Below are 19,049 nucleotides of genomic sequence, written 5' to 3'. Positions count from 1 at the left end.
GCGGTGGGCCGTCGAGCCCGGCGCGGGGCCGGAGGCCGCGCGGGCCGCCGCGGCCCTGGCCCAACGCGAAGGGTCTGCTCACCGGATGGTGAGCAGACCCTTCGAGCGTCTCCTGAGCGGTGCGGGCACCCCCTGGGGGGCACCTCCCGGACGGAGTCTGGGGGTGGGGGCGCCCCCGGCGGTAGCTGGGGGAGTAGCTGGGGACTGACCCTACGTCAGTAGACCGGCTTGGAAGGCTCGATCTGGTTGACCCAGCCGATCACGCCGCCTCCCACGTGCACCGCGTCCGCGAAGCCCGCGTTCTTCAGGACGGCGAGGATTTCCGCGGAGCGGACACCCGTCTTGCAATGCAAGACGATCTTCTTGTCCTGCGGCAGGCCCTCCAGCGCGTTGCCCATGAGGAACTCGTTCTTCGGGATCAGCCGGGCGCCGGGGATCGAGACGATCTCGTACTCGTTCGGCTCGCGGACATCGATGATGTCGATGCTCTCGCCGGCGTCGATCCACTCCTTGAGCTGGCTCGGCGTGATGGTCGCGCCCTGGGCCGCCTCCTGTGCCTCGTCCGAGACGACCCCGCAGAAGGCCTCGTAGTCGATCAGCTCGGTGACGGTCGGGTTCTTGCCGCAGACCGCGCACTCCGGGTCCTTGCGGACCTTGACCTGCCGGTAGTTCATCTCCAGGGCGTCGTAGATCATCAGACGCCCGACCAGCGGGTCGCCGCTGCCGGTGAGCACCTTGATGGCCTCGGTCACCTGGATCGAGCCGATCGACGCGCAGAGCACGCCGAGCACGCCGCCCTCCGCGCAGGAGGGGACCATGCCGGGCGGCGGCGGCTCCGGGTAGAGGCAGCGGTAGCACGGACCGTGCTCGCTCCAGAAGACCGACGCCTGACCGTCGAAGCGGTAGATCGAACCCCAGACGTACGGCTTGTTCAGCAGTACGCACGCGTCGTTGACCAGATAGCGGGTGGCGAAGTTGTCGGTGCCGTCCACGATCAGGTCGTACTGGGAGAAGATCTCCATCACGTTGTCCGCCTCGAGGCGGCCCTCGTGCAGTACGACGTTCACGTACGGGTTGATCCCGAGCACCGAGTCACGCGCGGACGCCGCCTTCGAGCGGCCGATGTCCGCCTGGCTGTGGATGATCTGGCGCTGCAGGTTCGACTCGTCGACCTCGTCGAACTCCACGATGCCGAGGGTGCCCACACCGGCTGCGGCCAGGTACATCAGCGCAGGCGAGCCGAGGCCGCCTGCGCCGACGCACAGCACCTTGGCGTTCTTCAGCCGCTTCTGCCCGTCCATCCCGACGTCCGGGATGATCAGGTGGCGGGAGTACCTGCGAACCTCGTCGACGGTGAGCTCGGCAGCCGGCTCGACCAGGGGTGGCAGCGACACGGGGACTCCGGTGATCGGTGAGAGTATGTGGATCTTCCCCGCGGGCGCGGGGCACTCTTCCGTAACACTGCCACGCCTCACCTCATTCCGAGACACCCGGTCCGACCCGCGAGACGATTTCGTCCCAGTAGCCGGGAAGGGCCTCCCAGGGGTCACAAGCGCCCCCCTGGTCCGTGCGGTCGGTGAAGTAGATCGTCCCTGCGCCCTGCCAGCGTGCGATCCGGATCGCCTCTTCCAGGTGGGTGCGCGGAACGCCGTGCACCAGATGGCAGAAACGCTGCGGCGAGTACTCCGCCGTCCACTCCGCAACCTGCGACCAGCGGTACTCCGACCACGGTCCCGAGAAGGTCACCAACTGGTCCGCGATCTCCGCGTACTCCGGGCACGGGTGCGCACCGTGCCCGAAGACGACGTACGCCTCCTCCAGCAGTGCCCGAAGCGTGGTGGTCGTGCGGCGGACCTCGGCGAGCCCGGGGCGCTCCCCCGGGCAGCGGTCCAGATAGAAGCCGTCGACCTTGTACCAGTCGAGGAAGTGGTGGGCGTCGGAGATCAGTTCGCCGAAGGGGCGGGTGCCGTGCCGCAGGTCGAGATGGCCGAGGACCCGCACCTCCGCGTTCGTCAGCCGTCCCGCCGCCTCGAGGCAATGCGGGTCGGGCTGGACCCCAGGTCCCCGGGAGACGTTGAGCACCGCCCAGTGCAACGGCGTCTCGGGGCGGGTCAGCTCGGCCCACTCGGCCGGGGCGACCAGCGGATGCGCATAGCCCGGCACACCGAAGCCGAGCCGACTCGCTCCGGCCACCGTGGCCGGCCGGGGACCCGTGAAGATCAGATGCGACATGCCGCCTCCATCCAGATGTCCGCGAGGGACTCCTCGAGGTTGATCCGCGGCCGCCAGCCGAGCCGGTCACGGGCCGTACGGACGTCCGCCTGCTGCCAACTGCCGCAGCCGTCCGGGTAGGGGTAGCCGGGCTGGATGCCCAGGTGCTCGGCCGCCCCGCCGAGACCGCCCCGGGCAGCGGCCGCGTCCAGTTCGTGGATCGAGCCCCCGTAGCCCGCCACCCGCGCCAGTACGGCGGCGGCGTCACGCAGCCGTACGGCGCGGCCGGTCCCGATGTTCACCACGCCCTGCGCGGCGGACAGGGAGGCCGCGTGCACGGCCCGCGACACGTCCCGTACGTCGACGAAGTCACGCTGCACGCCGAGCCCGCTCAGCTTGAGCTCCGTGTCGCCGGCCTGCATGGCGCGGCGCATGGCCTCGGCGAGCCGCCCGAGCGGGGACCCGGCCGGGGTGCCGGGGCCGGCCGGCGAGAAGATGCGCAGCACGACGGCGTCGAGGTCGGAACCGAGCACCAGCTCGGTCGCTGCGAGCTTGCTCACGCCGTACGGACCGCCCGGGCGTGGCACCGCCTCCTCGGCGGTGGACGAACCGGGCTGCGAGGGCCCGTACTCGGACGCACAGCCGATCTGCACCAGACGGGCTCCGCAACTGCTGCGGCGCAGCGATTCGCAGACGGTGGCGACAGCGACGGTGTTGTGCCGCGCCAGTTCGCGGGCGCCGCCGCGAGTCGCACCGGCGCAGTTGATCACGACGCCGGGGTGCACGGCGTTGAGGAACCGGGTGAGCGCGCCGGGGCTGCCGGCGGCGAGGTCGAACCGGACGTCGGCGTCGTCGCCCCGCCCGAGCGCGGTGAGCTGGACGGCGGGGTCGGCGAGCAGCCGGTCCGCCACATGCCGTCCGAGGAATCCGTTGGCACCGAGCAGCAGCACTCTCATCGCGCACCCTCCCCCTGCCGCGGGGACGGCTCCACCGGGCTGTGCGGAGGGGCTGCGGTGGTGCGGGGTTGTGCTGTCATCTCGCGTTCTCCTAGAGGGAATTGCGTGGGGGGTGGAGGACTGTGGGGAGCGCCGCGCGGCCTCACGGCGTGCGCGCACCCGGCGCACCAGCGGGCGCGGCGCCAGACGCGGCCTCCAGGTCGCCGGTCATCGCGGCTCCGCCGGGGGGAAGGGGTGGGCGGAGGCGCGGGAGAGGACGACCATCGCGTGGGCCAAGAGGACAGGTACGACAGCTGCGCAAGCGGCCAGCGACACGACGCCCGGGCCGTACGCCGCGACCGCCGCCTCGATCGGGCCGTCCAGGGCGGCGCATCCCGGCAGCCGGGCCGCCATGGCCGTGCCGAGCAACGCCACCTCCACCGCACAGGCGGTGGCCAGCCCCTTCGCTGCGGCGGAGCCCCGGTCGTGGACGGCCAGCAGGCGGGCGACGAAGAGCAGCGTGCCGAGCGCCGCGGCCGCGGCGAGCGACCCGGTGCCGTACCAGCCCCCGTACCAGCCCCCGTACCAGCGCTCGTACCAGTCGCCGTACGGACCGTCGCCGAGGTACGCGTCACCGGTCCGGACCGCGAGCAGCAGGGCCACCAGCATGGTCAGGAACAGCGCTGTGGCGGTCAGCGGCAAGGGGCGGGCGCCGGCCGAGAAGTCCCCCGGGCCGCGGCTCGCCGCCAGCCTGCGCCGGGCGCGGGTGGCGAACCATCGCGCACACCAGGCGGCGGGCCCGACCGCGAAGGCGAGGGCGATGGCGGCCGGTGCCGCCGGCAGGTGCGAGCCGGGCACATGGCCGTCAGGGCCCGCGGGCAGAAGATGCTCGAGCAGCGCGTCGCCGAAGAGCAGCTGCGCGAGCAGCCAGCAGGTCCACAGCGGCGCGGCGCCCATGGCACCGCGGCACACGCTCAAGGACCCGCTGCGCAGACAGAATCTCAGCGCGAGAGCCGCAGCTGCGGTGCCCAGCGCTCCGCCGCCCAATCGCAGGGCGGCGTCGTCCACAACAGCGGGCTGGGCTGTGGCGACGGCCGCCAGGCAGAAGGCGCCCGGCAGCAGATACAGCGCGGCACGCCGGACACTTCCCGCAGCGCCCCGGACCGGGTCGTCCTGCGCCACGCGCGGGTGCACCTCGGCCCGGGGCACGCGCGCGTACAGCTCCTCCGCCAGCGAAAACACGTCCCGGTGACGGAGGCGCGCAGCGGTTCGGTCGGTAACGCCGTGCGCCTCCAGCCCAGCGGCGATCTCCAGTGGATCCACGGCCCGCTCGCACAGCTCCCGATGCCGGTGCAACAGCGCCTTCACCGGATCCGCGGACCCTCGGCGTGCGCCGACGCGTCCGCCGAACCGCGCGGACCGGAGGCGGGGCTCCTTAGCGGCGCCCATCGCCCCGTCGGCGAGGAGCGCCTGGGAGTGCGGATCCCAGGGGCCGGGGCTGGCAGGGGCGGCGGGGCCGTACTCCGGGTGCTGCCGGCCCGGACCCAGAGGCGGTGTCGACTCCCGGTCGGCCGGTCCGGGCTGCCCGGCTCCGCCGCGGGACGTCCCCGCCGCACCGGATGACCCGCTCCCCGCCGCGCGGTCGTCGGTCGTACGAGGGCTACGAGGTCTGGTCATGCGTCGGCCTCCGCGCGGATGAGGCGTCCGGCTCCCGCTCCCACCGGCTCGGCCCGGGGCCGGCCATCGCGCGCAGGAGACGGTTCCTCGACCCCTCGGCCCGTAGTGTCACCGGGCGGGCTCCCGGGCGCCGCCGCCCAGCTCGGAGCGCGCGGCACGGAAGCAGGCGGCTGAGCGGCGGTGCCTGCGGCCCAGCGGCCTGGCACATGGGCTTCCGGCGGCCGGGCGAAGGGCAGCGGCTCGCCTTCCGCGCCCACGCTCTCCCGCGGGACGGGGCAGCGCGACATCAGTTCCAGGTAGATGCCACGAAATGCCGCGACGTTCTGCTCGACGGTGAAGAGTTCGAGTGCCCGTGCCCGGGCCGCCGCGCCGAGCCGAGCCCGTCGCTCCGGGTCGCGCAGCAGGGCGACGCACGCGTCCGCCAGCGCACGAGGGTTCCGCGGGGGCACCACCAGCCCTGTGCCGCCGATGACTTCACACACCGCGCCCACGTCCGTCGAGACGGTAGCCCGCGCGCAGAACATCGCCTGGACCAGGCTGAGCGGGAAGCCCTCGACGACGCTCGACAGCAGCACGACGTCCGCCCCCGCGTAGGCGTCCACGAGGTCCGGGACCTCCGGGCTGCCGACCTCCTCGAAGGAGACGGGGTTCCGGCCGACGGAGACGGCGTCCGCCGCCTCGTCGGGGAACAGCTGCGCGGCGAGCACCCGGCAGTGGGCGGCGTACGCGACCGCGTCGGGATGGCGGCCGGGCGCGCCCACGATGCGTAACCGGGCCTCGGGCTCCGCGACCCGCACCCGCGCGAAGGCGTGCAGCAGCGCGACGAGGTCCTTGGCGGGCTCGATCCGGCCGACCCAGACCAACGTGCGGTCGTCCGGTTCGTCCGACGGCTCCGCGTCGCCCACCTCGGTGAAGCGCCCCGCGTCCATGCCCGGATAAACGGTACGCAGCTTCGACCGGTCCGCGCCGCACCGCTCCTGCCAGCGGCGGGCGTGCGTATTGCCCGGCGTGATCAGGGAGGCCTGGCGGTACACCTCCGCGGCCAATCGCCCCTGGAAGGAGGCGAGCAAGGCGCGTACGGGAGCGGAGAGGGGCGCGGCGGAGTGCTCGAGGTAGTGCTCGCGCAGCCGCACACCGTACTCGGTGACCAGCAGCGGGACGCCGAAGAAGCGTTTGGCCAGCAGCCCGGGCAGCGCGGCCGACCCGCCCGACGTGGCGTGGCAGAGCTCGACACCGCCGAGCCCCTGCTCACCTTCCCGGTACCAATCGAGGGACAGCGGCCGCAGCGCGCGCTCCAGAGCCTCCAGGACGGTGAGGAGGCCGGGGAGTTGGACGGCGTGCGCGCCGCGCAGTGCGCCGGGGGCGCGGCAGGCCCTCTCCAGCACGCGTACGGCCGTCTCGGAGCGGAGGGCGGCGGGGAGTCCGCCGCGCTCCCGGGCCAGTTCGGCGAGCCCGTACAGACCTGCGCTGAAACGGTCCGCCTGACTGCCGGAAGCCCCCACCGCCCCGGCCGTCCCATCGGACCCGGCGGCCACGGCGCCTGGCTGTGCCGCTCCACAGAGTCCCGCCGCCAGCTCGCCGAAGTGCCCGGCGAACCGCCGCCGCTCGCGCCGCCCGTAGCGTCCCCCATGGCAATGCCCGTGCTCCCAGCCGGCCGCGGCTCCGGATCTCCAGTCGTCCACCCCGCCCCACAGCGGCGCGGTGCGCACGCGGTGCACCTGCGGTGGCAGTTCGAGCCAGCCGTCGGCCTCCTGCCACTCGCTGCGACTCAGGGCGTACACCTCGAACTCGTGGCTCGTGAGCCCGCGCACGAGCCGGTCGCACCAGAGCCACCCCTCACCGCCCGCATACGGGTATCCACCCTCCGTAAGCAGTCCTACGCGCACGTGTGCACCCCCGATCTCCATCCGGTCTCCATGCGGCCGCCACCGGTCGGCGGCGGATAGACCGTATGCGGGCAGGCGGGTGGCGCGATGGACGGTTGTCCATCGCGCCACCGGAAGGGGTGAACGGTCGTGACTTTCCCAGCAGAAGGGCGTTGCGAGCCGCTATCGGCCAGCGCCCGGGCAGCGCCGGGCGCGATCCCGCGGCCGGGCGCTCCGCACCGCGATGTGGCCTCGCGCGGCCGTCAGCCCTTCGGGAACGGCCAGGGGTTCGGCTTGCAGATGACGCCGTCGGTCGCGAGGTACTTCGTCTGCTGCATCATGACCGGGGCGAGAGCGCCCTGCTCGGAGCATCCCACGTGATTCCGCCCGAGCCGGTGGCCCACCTCGTGGTTGATCAGCATCTCGCGATAGGAGTACATCTTGTCGTCCCCGAAGGTCTCCGCTCCCTGCGCCCAGCGATATGCGTTGATCATGACGCGCTCGGTGGAGGCCGAGTCGCAGGAGACGTTGTCGACGGTCGTGTCGAGGCCGGACTTGGCACACCAGTCGGCAGTGGTGCCCGGACTGGCGAGCGTGATCACCCAGTCCGCGTCCCCCTTGGAGACCCGCTCGAAGGTACGAATCCCGCCGTGGCCCCAACTGCGCGCGTCATTGAGGGTCTTGTGCACGGCCTCGGCGAACAGCTCGCCGTCGAGCCTAAGGCCCTTCTCCATGTCGACGCGGTAGCTCACGACCTGGCCCTCGCCCGGCGCCTTGTCGCGCCCGCCGATGGTCTTGAAGTCACCGGATCCGGCGAGACGGGGGTCCAGCGGGAAGACGGCCGCCATCTTCTGTGCGTACGTGGCGGGTTCGGCCGGAGGCTTGCTGGGCGCCGGCCTGCGGTCGGACCGGGAGGTGTCGTCGGGGACCTCGCGCGGAACCTCGCTCGTGGACGGCAACGCCCAGCGGTCCGTCCCGACGCCCGTGACCTGCCCGGCCACGACGACGGCGAGAACGGTGGTGACGGCGGCGGCCGCGACGCCGGTGAACGTGCGGCCCTTGCCGCCCGCGCGCCCGGCCTCGTCCTCGGAGTCGGTGGTCTCGTCGCCTTCGTCCCAGCCGGTCTCGTACCCCTCGCCGGGAGAATCGGCGTCCGTCGTCCGCTCACCGCGCCTGCCGGGCGGGTTGGACCCATAGACCTCGTCGTCGAAGGCGTCGATGAACTCCTGCCGCGGCCTCGGTATGAAGGCGCCTGCCGCGGTGACCGGCCCGGTGCCGGTCCCCTCCGCGCCGTGCGCGGGGAAGCCCCGCGGTGGCGTCCCCTGCCCGCCCGCGCGGCCGAAGGCCCCGGCCGTCGCCCCCCGGGGCGACGTGTTCGGACCCGGACCTCGCCCGCCCGGCTGCCCCGCCGCGCGAGGGCGCGCCCCGTACGCCGGCGTCCCGCGCGGGGGGGCCGGCTGCGCGGGAGGCGGCACACGACCCCAGGCGCCGCCCCGCTCACGGTGTTCGGGATGGCCGCCGCGGACGGGCGGCTGCACCCGCGGCACCCCGTTCGGCGGCGTCGCAGCGGGGCTCCCCCTGCCGTGGCCCAGGGGTGGAGTGCCACCTGCTGGAGGCCAGGACCGCTCACCGGGCCCCGGGCGGCGCCCCGCGGGCGGCACGGCCGCAGGGCCTCCGCCGGGGGGATCGTCGTCCGCTCCGGCGACTATCTCTGTGGCGGCCTCATCGCTCTGGCCGCGACGCTTATGACGTCCCACGCGTCGACTCAGCTCCTGCCCGCATCGGCGGTTCCCTGGCCTGTGTCCTCGCCCGCCCTCTCGGCGGTGTTGTCGTCCAGCAGCTCGCGGACAGCCCGCGCCACCGCCTCCGGGTACTCCATCATGGCGACGTGCCCGGCGTCCGGGAGCGTCAGCAGCCGCGAGTCGCGGAAGGCCACCGCCGCCCGATGCGCCATCCGGAACGAGACGAGCTTGTCCCGGCCCCCGTACACGAGCAGCGTCGGAGCGAGCACCCGCTCTGCCAGCCGCCACAGCGAATGCTGGCCCCCCAGCGTGTACGCGTCAACGACACCGCGGGTGGTACGCGCCATCACGTCCCAGAAGTACGGCAGTCCGAGCCGCCGCTCGTACTCCTTGACGGCCGCCGAGAAGCCCTCCGGGTCGACCCGCGCCGGGTCGCCGTAGCAGAGGGCCAGCACCTCGCGGATCCGCCGTTCCGCGGTCCAGCCTCTGGTCAAACGCGCGAAGAGCGCCGTCCCGCCGGGCAGCGCAAGCAACGCGGTCGGCAGCGCGCTGAGCGGCGGGCACAGTTCGGGCAGCGCGGGCGACACCAGGGTCAGCGTGCGGACCAAGTCGGGACGGAGGGCGGCGACCCTGGTCACGACCGCCCCGCCCAGCGAGTTGCCGAAAAGATGGACCGGACCGCGCCGGGCGGCGTCGAGATAGCGGATGACCGCCCGCGCATGCCCCGAGATGGAGTAGTCGCCGTCGTCCGGCGGAGCCGAGCGGCCGAAGCCGGGCAGATCGACGGCCTCGCCGTCCACCCGGTCGTCGAGCTCCGCCATCAGCGCGGACCAGTTCAGCGACGATCCGCCAAGCCCGTGGACGTAGAGCGCGTGCGGCAGCCCCTGCCGGGCCGGGGGCCGGGAACGCACCGTCAGGTTCAGTCCGGGCAGTGCGACCGACCGGACCTCCTCCCCCGCGCCAACCCGCACATCACGCGCCTCGGTTACGGCGTGGGAGGCCCGGGTACCCGGCAGGTCGGTCGAAGACATGCGGCAATGTTACGAGACGATCACGCTGCGGATCGTGTGTTCGCTGTCACACGAATGCGTAGCGTCCATTCACGGGCCCTTCTACGCTCGTGTAGAGGGCGCTCGCCCTGGAAAGGGGAGCCACGATGTCTGTCGACCCATCCGACCCCGACACCTTCGAGACCGAGCTCGACCCGGTCCACGTCGACCTCGAAGCCCCCGAGGCCGACGCCGCCGAGCAGCGCTTCGAGATGGAGGAGCACCGGGAGGCGCCGCCCCCGTCCGACGTGGAGGCCAATCCCGCGGATGCCGCGGAACAGGCCCGCGTCGTCGAGTCCGATGAGGACGACTATCGGTGACCTGCCCCTTTTGTCGGCCCGCTGTCGACCCCGCACAGTGTTCGGTCCATGAATTTCTCGGTCCGCACCGCGCACACCCGGGTTACTCAAAAGTACGATGGCGGGCGCGGTGCACACGGCGTCGCCGCGCACTGAACGATTCATGGGAGGCGGCGTGACAGCCATTGAGCAGACCGAGGCGCGCCCGCGGGGCACGCGCCTGCCGCGCCGAGCCCGCCGCAATCAGCTGCTGGGCGCTGCCCAGGAGGTCTTCGTCGCGCAGGGCTACCACTCCGCGGCGATGGACGACATCGCGGATCGGGCCGGAGTGAGCAAGCCGGTGCTCTACCAGCACTTCCCCGGCAAGCTCGACCTGTATCTGGCACTCCTCGACCAGCACTGCGAGGCGCTGGTGGAGGCGGTGCGCTCGGCGATCGGGTCCACGACGGACAACAAGCAGCGGGTCGCGGCCACGATGGACGCGTACTTCGCCTACGTCGGGGACGAGGGCGGAGCGTTCCGTCTCGTCTTCGAATCCGACCTCACCAACGAGCCCGCGGTCCGCGAGCGGGTCGACAAGGTGGCCCTGGACTGCGCCAAGGCCGTCAGCAAGGTCATCTCGGAGGACACCGACCTGCCCCCCGACGAGTCCATGCTGCTCGCGGTCGGCATGTGCGGCATGGCCCAGATCACGGCGCGCTACTGGCTGGGGTCCGGCCAGCAGCTCCCACGTGATGCTGCGGCGAAGCTGGTCTCGTCGCTGTCCTGGCGCGGTATCCGCGGGTTCCCGATGCACGGGGCGAGCGGGCCGCAGGGGCCGCAGCGCTGACCCGGGGCGCAGAGCCGGGTCGCGGCCCCTCGTTCGCCATGTTCGCTCCCGGCTGCACGGATGGCGGCTTGGAGATCCCCGTGCCGGGCTAATCTTGCTGCGTACCGCGCGGTGGACCGCGCATCCTGGGCCGGGCCCAGGGGGAATCCCCAACCGTCGGAGGGACGAAGCCGTGGAGGTCAAGATCGGCGTGCAGCATGCGCCCCGCGAGATCACCTTGGAGAGCGGGCAGACCGCCGAGGAGGTGGAGCGCGCGGTGGCCGACGCGCTCGTCGGCAAGGCACAGCTGCTGACTCTCGTGGACGACCACGGCCGTAAGGTCCTGGTTCCGGCCGACCGACTGGCCTATGTGGAGATCGGCGAGCCGACCGCCCGCAAGGTCGGCTTCGGCGCGATGTAGTGCTCCAGCGGCCGAGGTGGCGGCCGTGGCCCGCGGACGGCCACCGGAGAAGGGCCACGAGGCGGACAGCTATCCGGCGGCCCGGCGGTCACTCGACCGCCGGGCCGCCGTACATCTGTCCCATCCCGGGGGTTCCGGAGGATTACATTCCGGAGACCAGGGGTACGACCGCCCACGGAAGCGAGCCACAGGGCGGGCACCCCTGCCGAACGGGCCGAGTCGGAGGGAGCGAGGCACCGGGCAGGGGGACATCAACTGCGCGCCCGCAGGCGAGCGACCATGACAGGGACCCGGTTCGCACCTGCCTGACGGTCCTCCCGCCTCCGGCGGGGGTGCCCCGGCTGTACGGGAGGGACAACACATGCTCTGGGAATCGCTCGGCTCGGCACTCATCGGCCTCGCGGTCGCCTACGCGGGGACCCGCTGGCTGCCCGAGCGGCTCCCGGCACGCCCGCTGGTGCTGGTGACCGGCGCGCTCGCCGCGCTGTTCGGCGGGCTGCTCACGTACACGGTGATGGGCGACGGCCATCCGCTCGCGACGCTGCTCGGGGCCCTGGTGGTCGGCGTGGCCCTGCTCTCCCTGCTGATCCGGCCCTCGGGGCGGCGGGTCCGCCGATCAGCCGCGGCCTGACGGACCGCGCCACACCGGCAGCGGGCCGTCGGGCCGGACTCATCTCGTAGGGCGCCGATGCGGCGCCCGACTCAGGCCGCGAGGCCGAGCGCCGCCATGCGCTTGGTGTGCGCCTCGGTGATCCGCGAGAACATCTTGCCGACCTCCGCGAGGTCGAAGCCGGCCGCGACTCCGCCGACGAGCATGGTGGAGAGCGCGTCCCGGTCCGCGACGACCCGCTGGGCCTGGCTGAGGGCCTCTCCCATCAGCCGTCGTGCCCACAGGGCCAGCCGTCCGCCGACGCGCGGCTCGGCTTCGATGGCCGCCCGTACCTTCTCCACGGCGAAGGAGGCGTGACCGGTGTCGTCGAGCACCCGCAGCACCAGCCCCCGGGTGTCGGAGTCCAGACGAACGGCGACCTCCCGGTAGAAGTCGCTCGCAATCGAGTCGCCGACGTACGCCTTGACCAGTCCTTCGAGCCAGTCGGACGGGGCGGTCTGACGGTGGAACTCGTCCAGCGCGGCCGCGAACGGCGCCATGGCCTCGGTCGGCGACTCGTCGATGGCCGCGAGCCGGTCCCGCAGCTGCTCGAAGTGATGGAACTCGGCCGAGGCCATCTTCGCCAGCTCCGCCTTGTCATCCAGCGTCGGCGCCAGCTTGGCGTCCTCGGCGAGCCGCTCGAAGGCCGCCAGCTCGCCGTAGGCGAGCGCGCCGAGCAGATCCACTACGGCGGCCCGGTACTGCGGGTCGGCGGATGCCCCGGCCCAGTCCAGGGCGGCGATCCCGGTGAGCTTCTCGGCGTTGTCGGCAGGGGCCGTGGTCTCGTCAGGCGTCTCCATGGAGCGCACAATAGCCCGCTCCGAGCCGTAGGGAAGTCCCTGGTCAGACAAGCGCGACGCACCGGACGACACGAATGGTCCAACACAGATGCGCGAATCCAGGGTATGGTGGTAATGCACCCGCCGAGTATGGGCGGGTGAACGCATACTGCGTTTTCCGGGGATACTCCCCGGACCCCGCAGCGGATGCCCGGTCGGTGGCCCGATCGGCTCCGACCGACAGCCCTCCCGTGGCGCGTACGGAGATGTACGCGCCGCTGCATGAGGGGCCCGCTCGCGGCGCGCGTGCTCACGCGAGAGCCAGTGGTCCTGCGCCATTACGGCCACCCACGGCCGATCGAATCCCGGCGCGGTTACGACCCCTCCCGCCCCGCCCGCCGCGCTCACAGAAGAGGCGAAACCCTGACTACGTTCCGAGAACTCGGGATCCTTCCCGAAACCGCCGAGGCCCTCGAGGCCGTCGGCATCACCACCCCCTTTCCCATCCAGGAGATGACGCTCCCCGTTGCCCTCTCCGGCAGCGACGTCATCGGCCAGGCCAAGACCGGAACCGGCAAGACGCTCGGTTTCGGCCTTCCGCTGCTGGAGCGCGTCACTGTCCCCGCGGACGTCGAGGCGGGCCGGGCCCAGCCCGAGCAGCTGAGCGACTCCCCGCAGGCGCTCGTGGTCGTCCCCACCCGCGAACTGTGCACCCAGGTCACCAATGACCTGCTGACGGCCGGCAAGGTCCGTAACGTCCGGGTGCTGTCGATCTACGGCGGCCGGGCCTACGAGCCGCAGGTCGAGGCCCTGAAGAAGGGCGTCGACGTGGTCGTCGGCACCCCCGGGCGGCTGCTGGACCTGGCCGGGCAGAAGAAGCTGCGGCTTTCCGCCGTCAAGGTCCTCGTCCTCGACGAGGCCGACGAGATGCTCGACCTGGGCTTCCTGCCCGACGTCGAGAAGATCATCCAGCTGCTTCCGGCCAGGCGCCAGACGATGCTCTTCTCGGCGACGATGCCCGGCCAGGTCATCTCGCTCGCGCGGCGCTACATGTCGCAGCCCACGCACATCCGGGCCACCGCCCCGGACGACGAGGGCCAGACCGTCGCCAACACCACCCAGCACGTCTTCCGCGCGCACTCGCTCGACAAGCCGGAGCTGGTCTCCCGGATCCTCCAGGCCGACGGCCGGGGCCTCGCGATGATCTTCTGCCGTACGAAGCGGACCGCGGCCGACATCGCGGAGCAGCTCGCGCGGCGCGGCTTCGCATCGGGCGCGGTGCACGGCGACCTCGGCCAAGGGGCGCGCGAGCAGGCGCTGCGCGCCTTCCGCAACGGCAAGGTGGACGTGCTGGTGTGCACGGACGTCGCGGCGCGCGGTATCGACGTCGACGGCGTGACGCACGTCATCAACTACCAGTCCCCTGAGGACGAGAAGACCTATCTGCACCGCATCGGCCGCACCGGCCGCGCGGGCAAGTCGGGTATCGCCGTCACGCTCGTCGACTGGGACGACATCCCGCGCTGGAAGCTGATCAACAAGGCGCTGGACCTGTCGTTCGACGAGCCGGAGGAGACGTACTCCACCTCAGAGCACCTCTACGAGCTGCTGGGCATCCCGGAGGGCATCACCGGCATACTGCCGCGCACCGAGCGGACCCGGGCCGGACTGGCCGCCGAGGAGATCGAGGACCTCGGCGAGACGGGCGGCCGGGGGCGCCGGGGCGGCCGTACCGCCGCGGTCCGTGAGGAGCAGCCGAAGCGGACTCCGCGGGCCCGCCGCCGTACCCGCGGCGGCGCGGCCCTGGACGCCACGGACGCCGCCCAGCCCGCGGAGCAGGCGAAGCAGGCCGCCGACACGGCGGAGGGTGCTACGGAGACGGGTGCCGAGGCGAAGCAACCGCGGCGCCGTCGCCGGACGCGTGCGGCGAAGCCGGCGGCACAGCAGGCGGCACAGCAGGCGGACTCGGCTGCGCCGCAGCAGTCCGAGGCGTCCGAGGGCGAGGCCCAGCGGCCCCGCCGTCGCCGCCGTACCCGCTCCGCGGCGGCGCAGTCCGAGGCCGCACCGGAGAACTGACTGTCCGCACCCTGCGGTACGAGCACGGCCGACCCCCAGCGGGTCGGCCGTCGCGTCCGTGAGGCCCGCGGCCCTGCGCCACCTCCCGCGCATAAGGTGAAAGACGCGCGCCGAGACCACCGCGCCGGACTGGACCGACAACCGCCACCGGCCCATCGCGTCGATCACCTCACGATGATCACGCCGGCAACGGCCCCGCTTAGGAGTCCCATGGGCTCGCCCTCCCTGTCGCGGAACGGGGCAGTGGATTCGGTCTCCCGTTGGCGAGGTCCTGGGCCACGGTGATCGCCGGACGGTCCAGGCGCGCTCACCTTCGTCTGCCAGGGAGGTGACGGGTCAGCCGGCGGCCGTCTGCTCCCAGAATGCGGCGAGAGCCAGGGCGGTCGGCTCGGGCCGCTCCGCGCCCGGCGAATGCTCGGCGCCGTCGATCACCGAGCGGTGCGCCGTCAGCCGCTGGGCCATGGCGTCCATGAGGGGCACCGGCCAGGCGTAGTCGACCGTGCCGGACAGTACGTGCTTCGGCAGCGGGACCTCCGCCAGCGTCGCCACCCTGTCCGGCTCGTCGAGCAGCTGCCGGCCGGTGGCGATCAACTGCTCGGGGACCGTGTTGAGCCAACGGCGGTGCAGGAACGCAGCCACTGGCGCCGGTGTCGTCTCCTCCGCCGCCTCCGGCGGATCCAGATCGCGCATCGCGCGCCAGACCGCCTCCATGTCCATCACGGACAACGCGTCGATCAGCAGCTTCGTACGGGCTTGCTGGGGCTCGGCGATGGCGGCAGGACCGGAGCTCATGATGGTGAAGGACCTGAAGGGGGAGGCGTCCTTCAGCACAGCGGCGCGGCTGATCAGCCCGCCGAGCGAGTGACCGAGCAGATGGATGTCCCCGTCCTCCAGCGCGGCGGCCTGAGCCAGCACGTCCTGGGCCAGCTCCTCCTGCGCGTACGCGCTCTCCTCGCGCGGCCCGTCCGACTCGTGCTGCCCGCGCCCGTCGACCGCCACCACGCGGAAACCGCGCCGCGCGAGGGGCTCCAGCAGCGCGATGAAGTCCTCCTTGCTGCCGGTGAACCCGGGCACGAACAGCGCACTGCCGCGCCGCTCCACGCCTGAGGGCGGCACGGCCTCGTGCACGGCGAAGTCACCCCGCGCGGTGCGGAGCCGGTGGGCGCGGGCGCAGGGAGGGAGCGCGAGAAAGGGCGGCCTGCTCATGAGCATGAGGCTAACCGCCCGACGTGACGGCTCGGCGTCACGTGCACGCCCTTGTTCTGACGGGTGGGAGTAACTCCCGTGCTCTGTGTGCCGGATGTGCTGTGAGGCCACGACAGCCGACCTACCTGCGGTTGCCGGACGTGGCGGGCGGTACGCCCCGGCGTCACCGCCCGGGGCTCGGCAGCGCCCTCGCCGCCGGCCGGATCGTGGGCCGCGTAGCCCCCCTTCGCCCGGCCGGAGTCGCGTCCCGCTACCCCCGGCCGTTCAGGCGCCCTGGATCACTTGCGTAACGCCATTGATGATCTGCTGCACGGCGAGGGCCGAGAGCATCATTCCGGCCAGCCGGGTCACCAGCACCACTCCGCCGTCCTTGATCACGCGGATGATCAGCAACGAGTAGCGCATGGTGAGCCAGAGCACGGCATGCATCGCGAGGATGGCCGACCAGACGGACACCTGACCGCCGAGACCGTCCGCGTGCTGCACCGCGAGAATCACCGAGACGATCGCGCCAGGACCGGCGAGCAGCGGCATACCGAGGGGCACCAGGGCCGCGTTGACCTCCTTGCTCTGCGTCGGCTCCTCCGTCTTGCCGGTCAGCAGGTCCAGCGCGATGAGCAGGAGCAGCAGCCCGCCCGCGATCATCAGAGCCGGCACCGAGACATGCAGGTAGTCGAGGATCTGCTGGCCGCAGATGCCGAAGACGGTGATGACCCCGAAGGCGACGGCCGCCGCCTGCCAGGCCATCTTGCGCTGGATCTTGGCGGGGCGTCCCGAGGTCAGGGCGAGGAAGATCGGTGTGATGCCCGGCGGATCCATGATCACGAACAGAGTGAGGAACAGGGACCCGAAGACGGCGAAGTCGAACACGGTGGTGCCCTTGCGGGAGAGGGAACGGGCGGGACGGTCGGGGGGCGCCGAGGCGGCGGTCCCGAAGAGGGAGTCGCTGCGGCCTCAGCCGCCCGTGCCGGGCACGGGGAACGCGCCGGTGGCACGGCGCACGATCTCGCCGTAGATCTCGGGGTCGGTCGTGTACTCGCCGAGGCGGCAGGCCTTGCGGCCGCCGTGGTAGTCGCTGGCGCCGGTGGTCAGCAGACCGAGGTCCGCGGCAAGGCCGCGCAGCCTCGCGCGCGTGGCCGGGTCGTGGTCCATGTGGTCGACCTCGACGCCGTCGAGCCCGGCGGCGGCCAGCTCGGCGATGGCGCTCTCCGGAACGCACTCCCCTCGCCTGGCAGCCATGGGATGGGCGAAGACGGTGACTCCGCCCGCCCCCTTGACCAGCCGGATGGCGTCGAACGGGTCGAGCTCGTGCTTCTCGACGTAAGCGCGGCCGCCGTTGCCGATCCACTCCGGTGTGAAGGCGTCCGAGACGCTGTCGACGACCCCCAGCTCGACGAGTGCCGTGGCCACATGCGGCCGGCCGACCGCCACCCCCGGGACCTTCCTGGTCAGCAGTCCGCTCGGCGACGCAGGAGCACCACCCGCGTCGACGGGGACACCGGCGATCCGCGCCACCTGCTCCCAGGTGATCGGCACGCCCAAGTCGCGCAACCTGGCGACCATGCCCTGCGCGCGGGGCACCCGGTCGTCCCGTACCAGCTCGCGTTCGCGTTCCAGCTCCGGCTCGTCGGGGTCGAAGAGGTACGCCAGCATGTGCACGCCCACGCCGTCGAGCCGGCAGGACAGCTCGGCTCCCGTGACGAGGGTGAGCCCTTCGGGCAGCGCCGCGACGGCCTCCGCGTGTCCGCCCACCGTGTCGTGGTCGGTGAGCGCGACGACATCGAGCCCGGCGGCCCGCGCGTGCCGGACCAGTGCCGCGGGGGTGTCCGTGCCGTCCGAAGCCGTGGAGTGGGTGTGCAGATCGATGCGCACGGCACGGCTCCAGGCTGCGATCGTTCGAACGTAGGGACGCTTCAGGATAACCGGGCCACCGCGGTCTTCCACCCCGCAGGCAGCGGGGATCAGGACAGGATGCGCGGGGAGAGCGCCCCGCAGGGCACCAACTCCACCTCGGCTCCCGCGTCCCGCAGATCCGTGAGCACCAGCTCGTCGTACATCATGAGCCCGGTCTGCTCCGGCCAGACGACCGCCCACAGCCAGAGGCCGCGCGCCTCGCCCGCGAAGACCGCCCGATCCTCGGGGACGCCGCCGACGTGCCACAGCGGAGTGGGGCGGCCGGCCGCGAGCACCTTCACCTGCGGCGGCCCGTCCACGTCCATCTGCGGGCCAGGATCGGGCCCAGGGATCCCGGCGTAGCGCGCGCCGAGTCCGACGCCCAGCTCCTCGGCGACGAGCACCATCTCGCCCATGCCTCCCAGCGGGCCCGGCCCCGAGCAGGCGACGGCGGTCGCGCGGCCGCCGCTGCGGTCATCCCCCGCGCACGCGACGCCCGTGAACAACCAGCCGAGAGGCAGCGGCCAGGGCATCCAGACCGGCACCTTGGCGCGGTTCACAACGACGCCGAGCGCTTCGACACTCGGCGGGATGACCGGCTGCAGGGGGTGCACGGTGCCGTGCACACCGCACTGCCAGGAGTCGGCGAAGAGGCCGGGCGCCCGCACCCGGCCACCGCACTTCGGGCAACTGGGTTCGCCCCTCATAGGCCCCCACGGTCCTCCAGGGCCGTCGCCGCGTCAAGGACGATCACCCGTCCGGACGGGACAACTGCGAATCGGCTCGGAATCAGTGCAGCGGTACGGACGCCCGGAGCGGATCACGCAGATCCGTACCGTGGGTCAGCCACCGCTTCTCCAGTGCGCCCGCGCCGTGCACGCGCTTCCAGGCGGCCTCGTTCGGGGTCATCGGCAGCAGCGGGAGGAAGCGGACCGGATCCATCGGCGGGTCCAGCTCCAGGTCCTCGACCAGACCCCCGGATTCGGCCACGAGCACCGACTGGAAGGGGGCGCCGGGCCACAGCGGCTCGCCGGTGTCCAGCGATGCGCCGGGCGCCACCACGACCCCTTCCACCTGAGGCGACGCGGCGAGGACGGCGAGCGGCCGGAGCACCTTGTCGGTATCGGCCCGCCCGGCCCGCAGGGAGAGCAGCAGCTCGGCGCGCGGGCCGCGCACCGGGTCGGCGAAGACGACCGATGGGGGCGCCGCCATGGGGCTCGTCGGGGGGCGGTGGTCGGACGAGGAGCCGGCCTGGTCGGTCATCGGATGTGCGGACATCCCGAGCGTGGCGTAGCGCACGATGTCGCCGTCGAGGAAGCGGAGGACCTCGATGCGGTCGGCGCCCAGGAAGGTCACCGCGGCGCGGGCGACCGGCTCGCCCAGTGCCGTACGCAACCGGGCCTCGACCAGCTCATGAACGTCTGACATGCCGTGAGCAT

The 19,049-nt window shown here is 72.5% G+C and carries 17 protein-coding genes and 1 pseudogene; 5 read left to right on the top strand and 13 right to left on the bottom strand.

Translation table 11 applies throughout. The annotated features are described in order from the left end of the window. Window positions 1–215 precede the first annotated feature (215 nt). The 7 genes from moeZ to ACTWQI_RS16710 form a co-directional block, all read right to left on the bottom strand. The gene (moeZ, locus tag ACTWQI_RS16740) at window positions 216–1,394 is read right to left on the bottom strand and encodes an adenylyltransferase/sulfurtransferase MoeZ (protein ID WP_443271209.1); all 1,179 of its coding nucleotides are present in this window, start codon (window positions 1,392–1,394) and stop codon (window positions 216–218) included. A gap of 82 nt (window positions 1,395–1,476) precedes the next feature. Continuing rightward, the gene (locus ACTWQI_RS16735) at window positions 1,477–2,232 is read right to left on the bottom strand and encodes a spherulation-specific family 4 protein (RefSeq protein ID WP_443271207.1); all 756 of its coding nucleotides are present in this window, start codon (window positions 2,230–2,232) and stop codon (window positions 1,477–1,479) included. Continuing rightward, on the bottom strand, window positions 2,220–3,167 hold the full coding sequence (locus tag ACTWQI_RS16730; protein ID WP_443271205.1) for an NAD-dependent epimerase/dehydratase family protein: 948 nt from the start codon (window positions 3,165–3,167) through the stop codon (window positions 2,220–2,222). Before ACTWQI_RS16730 ends, ACTWQI_RS16735 begins: the two co-directional genes overlap by 13 nt. Before the next feature lie 207 nt (window positions 3,168–3,374). Then, window positions 3,375–4,823, bottom strand: a complete 1,449-nt coding sequence (locus ACTWQI_RS16725) for a hypothetical protein (protein ID WP_443271202.1) — start codon at window positions 4,821–4,823, stop codon at window positions 3,375–3,377. Next, complete coding sequence (locus ACTWQI_RS16720; RefSeq protein ID WP_443271200.1) at window positions 4,820–6,709, bottom strand: DUF3492 domain-containing protein; 1,890 nt, start codon at window positions 6,707–6,709, stop codon at window positions 4,820–4,822. Before ACTWQI_RS16720 ends, ACTWQI_RS16725 begins: the two co-directional genes overlap by 4 nt. Before the next feature lie 242 nt (window positions 6,710–6,951). Next, complete coding sequence (locus tag ACTWQI_RS16715) at window positions 6,952–8,226, bottom strand: DUF3152 domain-containing protein (RefSeq protein ID WP_443271198.1); 1,275 nt, start codon at window positions 8,224–8,226, stop codon at window positions 6,952–6,954. 227 nt (window positions 8,227–8,453) lie between these two features. Beyond that, window positions 8,454–9,461: an alpha/beta fold hydrolase gene (locus tag ACTWQI_RS16710; protein ID WP_443271196.1), complete on the bottom strand. Its 1,008-nt coding sequence runs from the start codon at window positions 9,459–9,461 to the stop codon at window positions 8,454–8,456. A 125-nt stretch (window positions 9,462–9,586) separates the two neighbouring features. Here ACTWQI_RS16710 and ACTWQI_RS16705 point away from each other — a divergent pair, with 125 nt between their 5' ends. The 4 genes from ACTWQI_RS16705 to ACTWQI_RS16690 all read left to right on the top strand — a co-directional run bounded on the left by ACTWQI_RS16705 (window position 9,587) and on the right by ACTWQI_RS16690 (window position 11,638). Further along, window positions 9,587–9,799: a hypothetical protein gene (locus tag ACTWQI_RS16705; RefSeq protein ID WP_443271194.1), complete on the top strand. Its 213-nt coding sequence runs from the start codon at window positions 9,587–9,589 to the stop codon at window positions 9,797–9,799. A gap of 154 nt (window positions 9,800–9,953) precedes the next feature. Next, entirely contained in the window at window positions 9,954–10,607 is a 654-nt protein-coding gene (locus ACTWQI_RS16700) for a TetR/AcrR family transcriptional regulator (protein ID WP_443271192.1), read from the top strand. A gap of 172 nt (window positions 10,608–10,779) precedes the next feature. Then, a complete protein-coding gene (locus ACTWQI_RS16695; protein ID WP_443271190.1) occupies window positions 10,780–11,007 on the top strand; it encodes a DUF3107 domain-containing protein in 228 nt (75 codons plus the stop codon). A 361-nt stretch (window positions 11,008–11,368) separates the two neighbouring features. Next, window positions 11,369–11,638, top strand: coding sequence for a hypothetical protein (locus ACTWQI_RS16690; RefSeq protein ID WP_443271189.1), 270 nt, complete (start codon window positions 11,369–11,371; stop codon window positions 11,636–11,638). Between the two features lie 71 nt (window positions 11,639–11,709). On the opposite strand, the gene ACTWQI_RS16685 is transcribed toward ACTWQI_RS16690, so the two are convergent. After that, entirely contained in the window at window positions 11,710–12,456 is a 747-nt protein-coding gene (locus ACTWQI_RS16685) for a ferritin-like fold-containing protein (RefSeq protein ID WP_443271187.1), read from the bottom strand. Between the two features lie 261 nt (window positions 12,457–12,717). On the opposite strand from ACTWQI_RS16685, the pseudogene ACTWQI_RS16680 reads away from it, so the two are divergent. Then, window positions 12,718–14,499, top strand: a pseudogene (locus ACTWQI_RS16680) (DEAD/DEAH box helicase); the annotation flags it as partial. Between the two features lie 348 nt (window positions 14,500–14,847). On the opposite strand, the gene ACTWQI_RS16675 reads toward ACTWQI_RS16680, so the two are convergent. From ACTWQI_RS16675 to ACTWQI_RS16655, 5 genes are all read right to left on the bottom strand, one after another. Beyond that, window positions 14,848–15,717: an alpha/beta fold hydrolase gene (locus ACTWQI_RS16675; RefSeq protein ID WP_443271185.1), complete on the bottom strand. Its 870-nt coding sequence runs from the start codon at window positions 15,715–15,717 to the stop codon at window positions 14,848–14,850. 264 nt (window positions 15,718–15,981) lie between these two features. Further along, window positions 15,982–16,587 (bottom strand): MarC family protein, encoded by a 606-nt coding sequence (locus ACTWQI_RS16670; RefSeq protein ID WP_443271183.1) that lies wholly within the window; start codon window positions 16,585–16,587, stop codon window positions 15,982–15,984. An 84-nt stretch (window positions 16,588–16,671) separates the two neighbouring features. Continuing rightward, window positions 16,672–17,589: a PHP domain-containing protein gene (locus ACTWQI_RS16665; RefSeq protein ID WP_443271182.1), complete on the bottom strand. Its 918-nt coding sequence runs from the start codon at window positions 17,587–17,589 to the stop codon at window positions 16,672–16,674. 89 nt (window positions 17,590–17,678) lie between these two features. After that, complete coding sequence (locus ACTWQI_RS16660; protein WP_443271181.1) at window positions 17,679–18,317, bottom strand: DUF6758 family protein; 639 nt, start codon at window positions 18,315–18,317, stop codon at window positions 17,679–17,681. An 82-nt stretch (window positions 18,318–18,399) separates the two neighbouring features. After that, window positions 18,400–19,038 (bottom strand): suppressor of fused domain protein, encoded by a 639-nt coding sequence (locus tag ACTWQI_RS16655; RefSeq protein WP_443271179.1) that lies wholly within the window; start codon window positions 19,036–19,038, stop codon window positions 18,400–18,402. Between the last annotated feature and the right edge of the window lie 11 nt (window positions 19,039–19,049).

The organism is Streptomyces sp. KR80, from assembly GCF_052245555.1.
Taxonomy (GTDB): Bacteria; Actinomycetota; Actinomycetes; order Streptomycetales; family Streptomycetaceae; genus Streptomyces.
The sequence above is the reverse complement of the archived record's forward strand: the minus strand, read 5'-3'. Positions and strand labels throughout refer to the sequence as shown.

What these genes read in the sequence shown, in the direction of transcription:
- ACTWQI_RS16690 (WP_443271189.1), top strand. Translation starts at nt 11,369, where the DNA reads ATGCTCTGGGAATCGCTCGGCTCGGCACTCATCGGCCTCGCGGTCGCC.
- ACTWQI_RS16685 (WP_443271187.1), bottom strand. Translation starts at nt 12,456, where the DNA reads ATGGAGACGCCTGACGAGACCACGGCCCCTGCCGACAACGCCGAGAAG.
- ACTWQI_RS16725 (WP_443271202.1), bottom strand. Translation starts at nt 4,823, where the DNA reads ATGACCAGACCTCGTAGCCCTCGTACGACCGACGACCGCGCGGCGGGG.
- ACTWQI_RS16655 (WP_443271179.1), bottom strand. Translation starts at nt 19,038, where the DNA reads ATGTCAGACGTTCATGAGCTGGTCGAGGCCCGGTTGCGTACGGCACTG.
- ACTWQI_RS16675 (WP_443271185.1), bottom strand. Translation starts at nt 15,717, where the DNA reads ATGAGCAGGCCGCCCTTTCTCGCGCTCCCTCCCTGCGCCCGCGCCCAC.
- ACTWQI_RS16710 (WP_443271196.1), bottom strand. Translation starts at nt 9,461, where the DNA reads ATGTCTTCGACCGACCTGCCGGGTACCCGGGCCTCCCACGCCGTAACC.
- ACTWQI_RS16735 (WP_443271207.1), bottom strand. Translation starts at nt 2,232, where the DNA reads ATGTCGCATCTGATCTTCACGGGTCCCCGGCCGGCCACGGTGGCCGGA.
- ACTWQI_RS16705 (WP_443271194.1), top strand. Translation starts at nt 9,587, where the DNA reads ATGTCTGTCGACCCATCCGACCCCGACACCTTCGAGACCGAGCTCGAC.
- ACTWQI_RS16660 (WP_443271181.1), bottom strand. Translation starts at nt 18,317, where the DNA reads ATGAGGGGCGAACCCAGTTGCCCGAAGTGCGGTGGCCGGGTGCGGGCG.
- ACTWQI_RS16730 (WP_443271205.1), bottom strand. Translation starts at nt 3,167, where the DNA reads ATGAGAGTGCTGCTGCTCGGTGCCAACGGATTCCTCGGACGGCATGTG.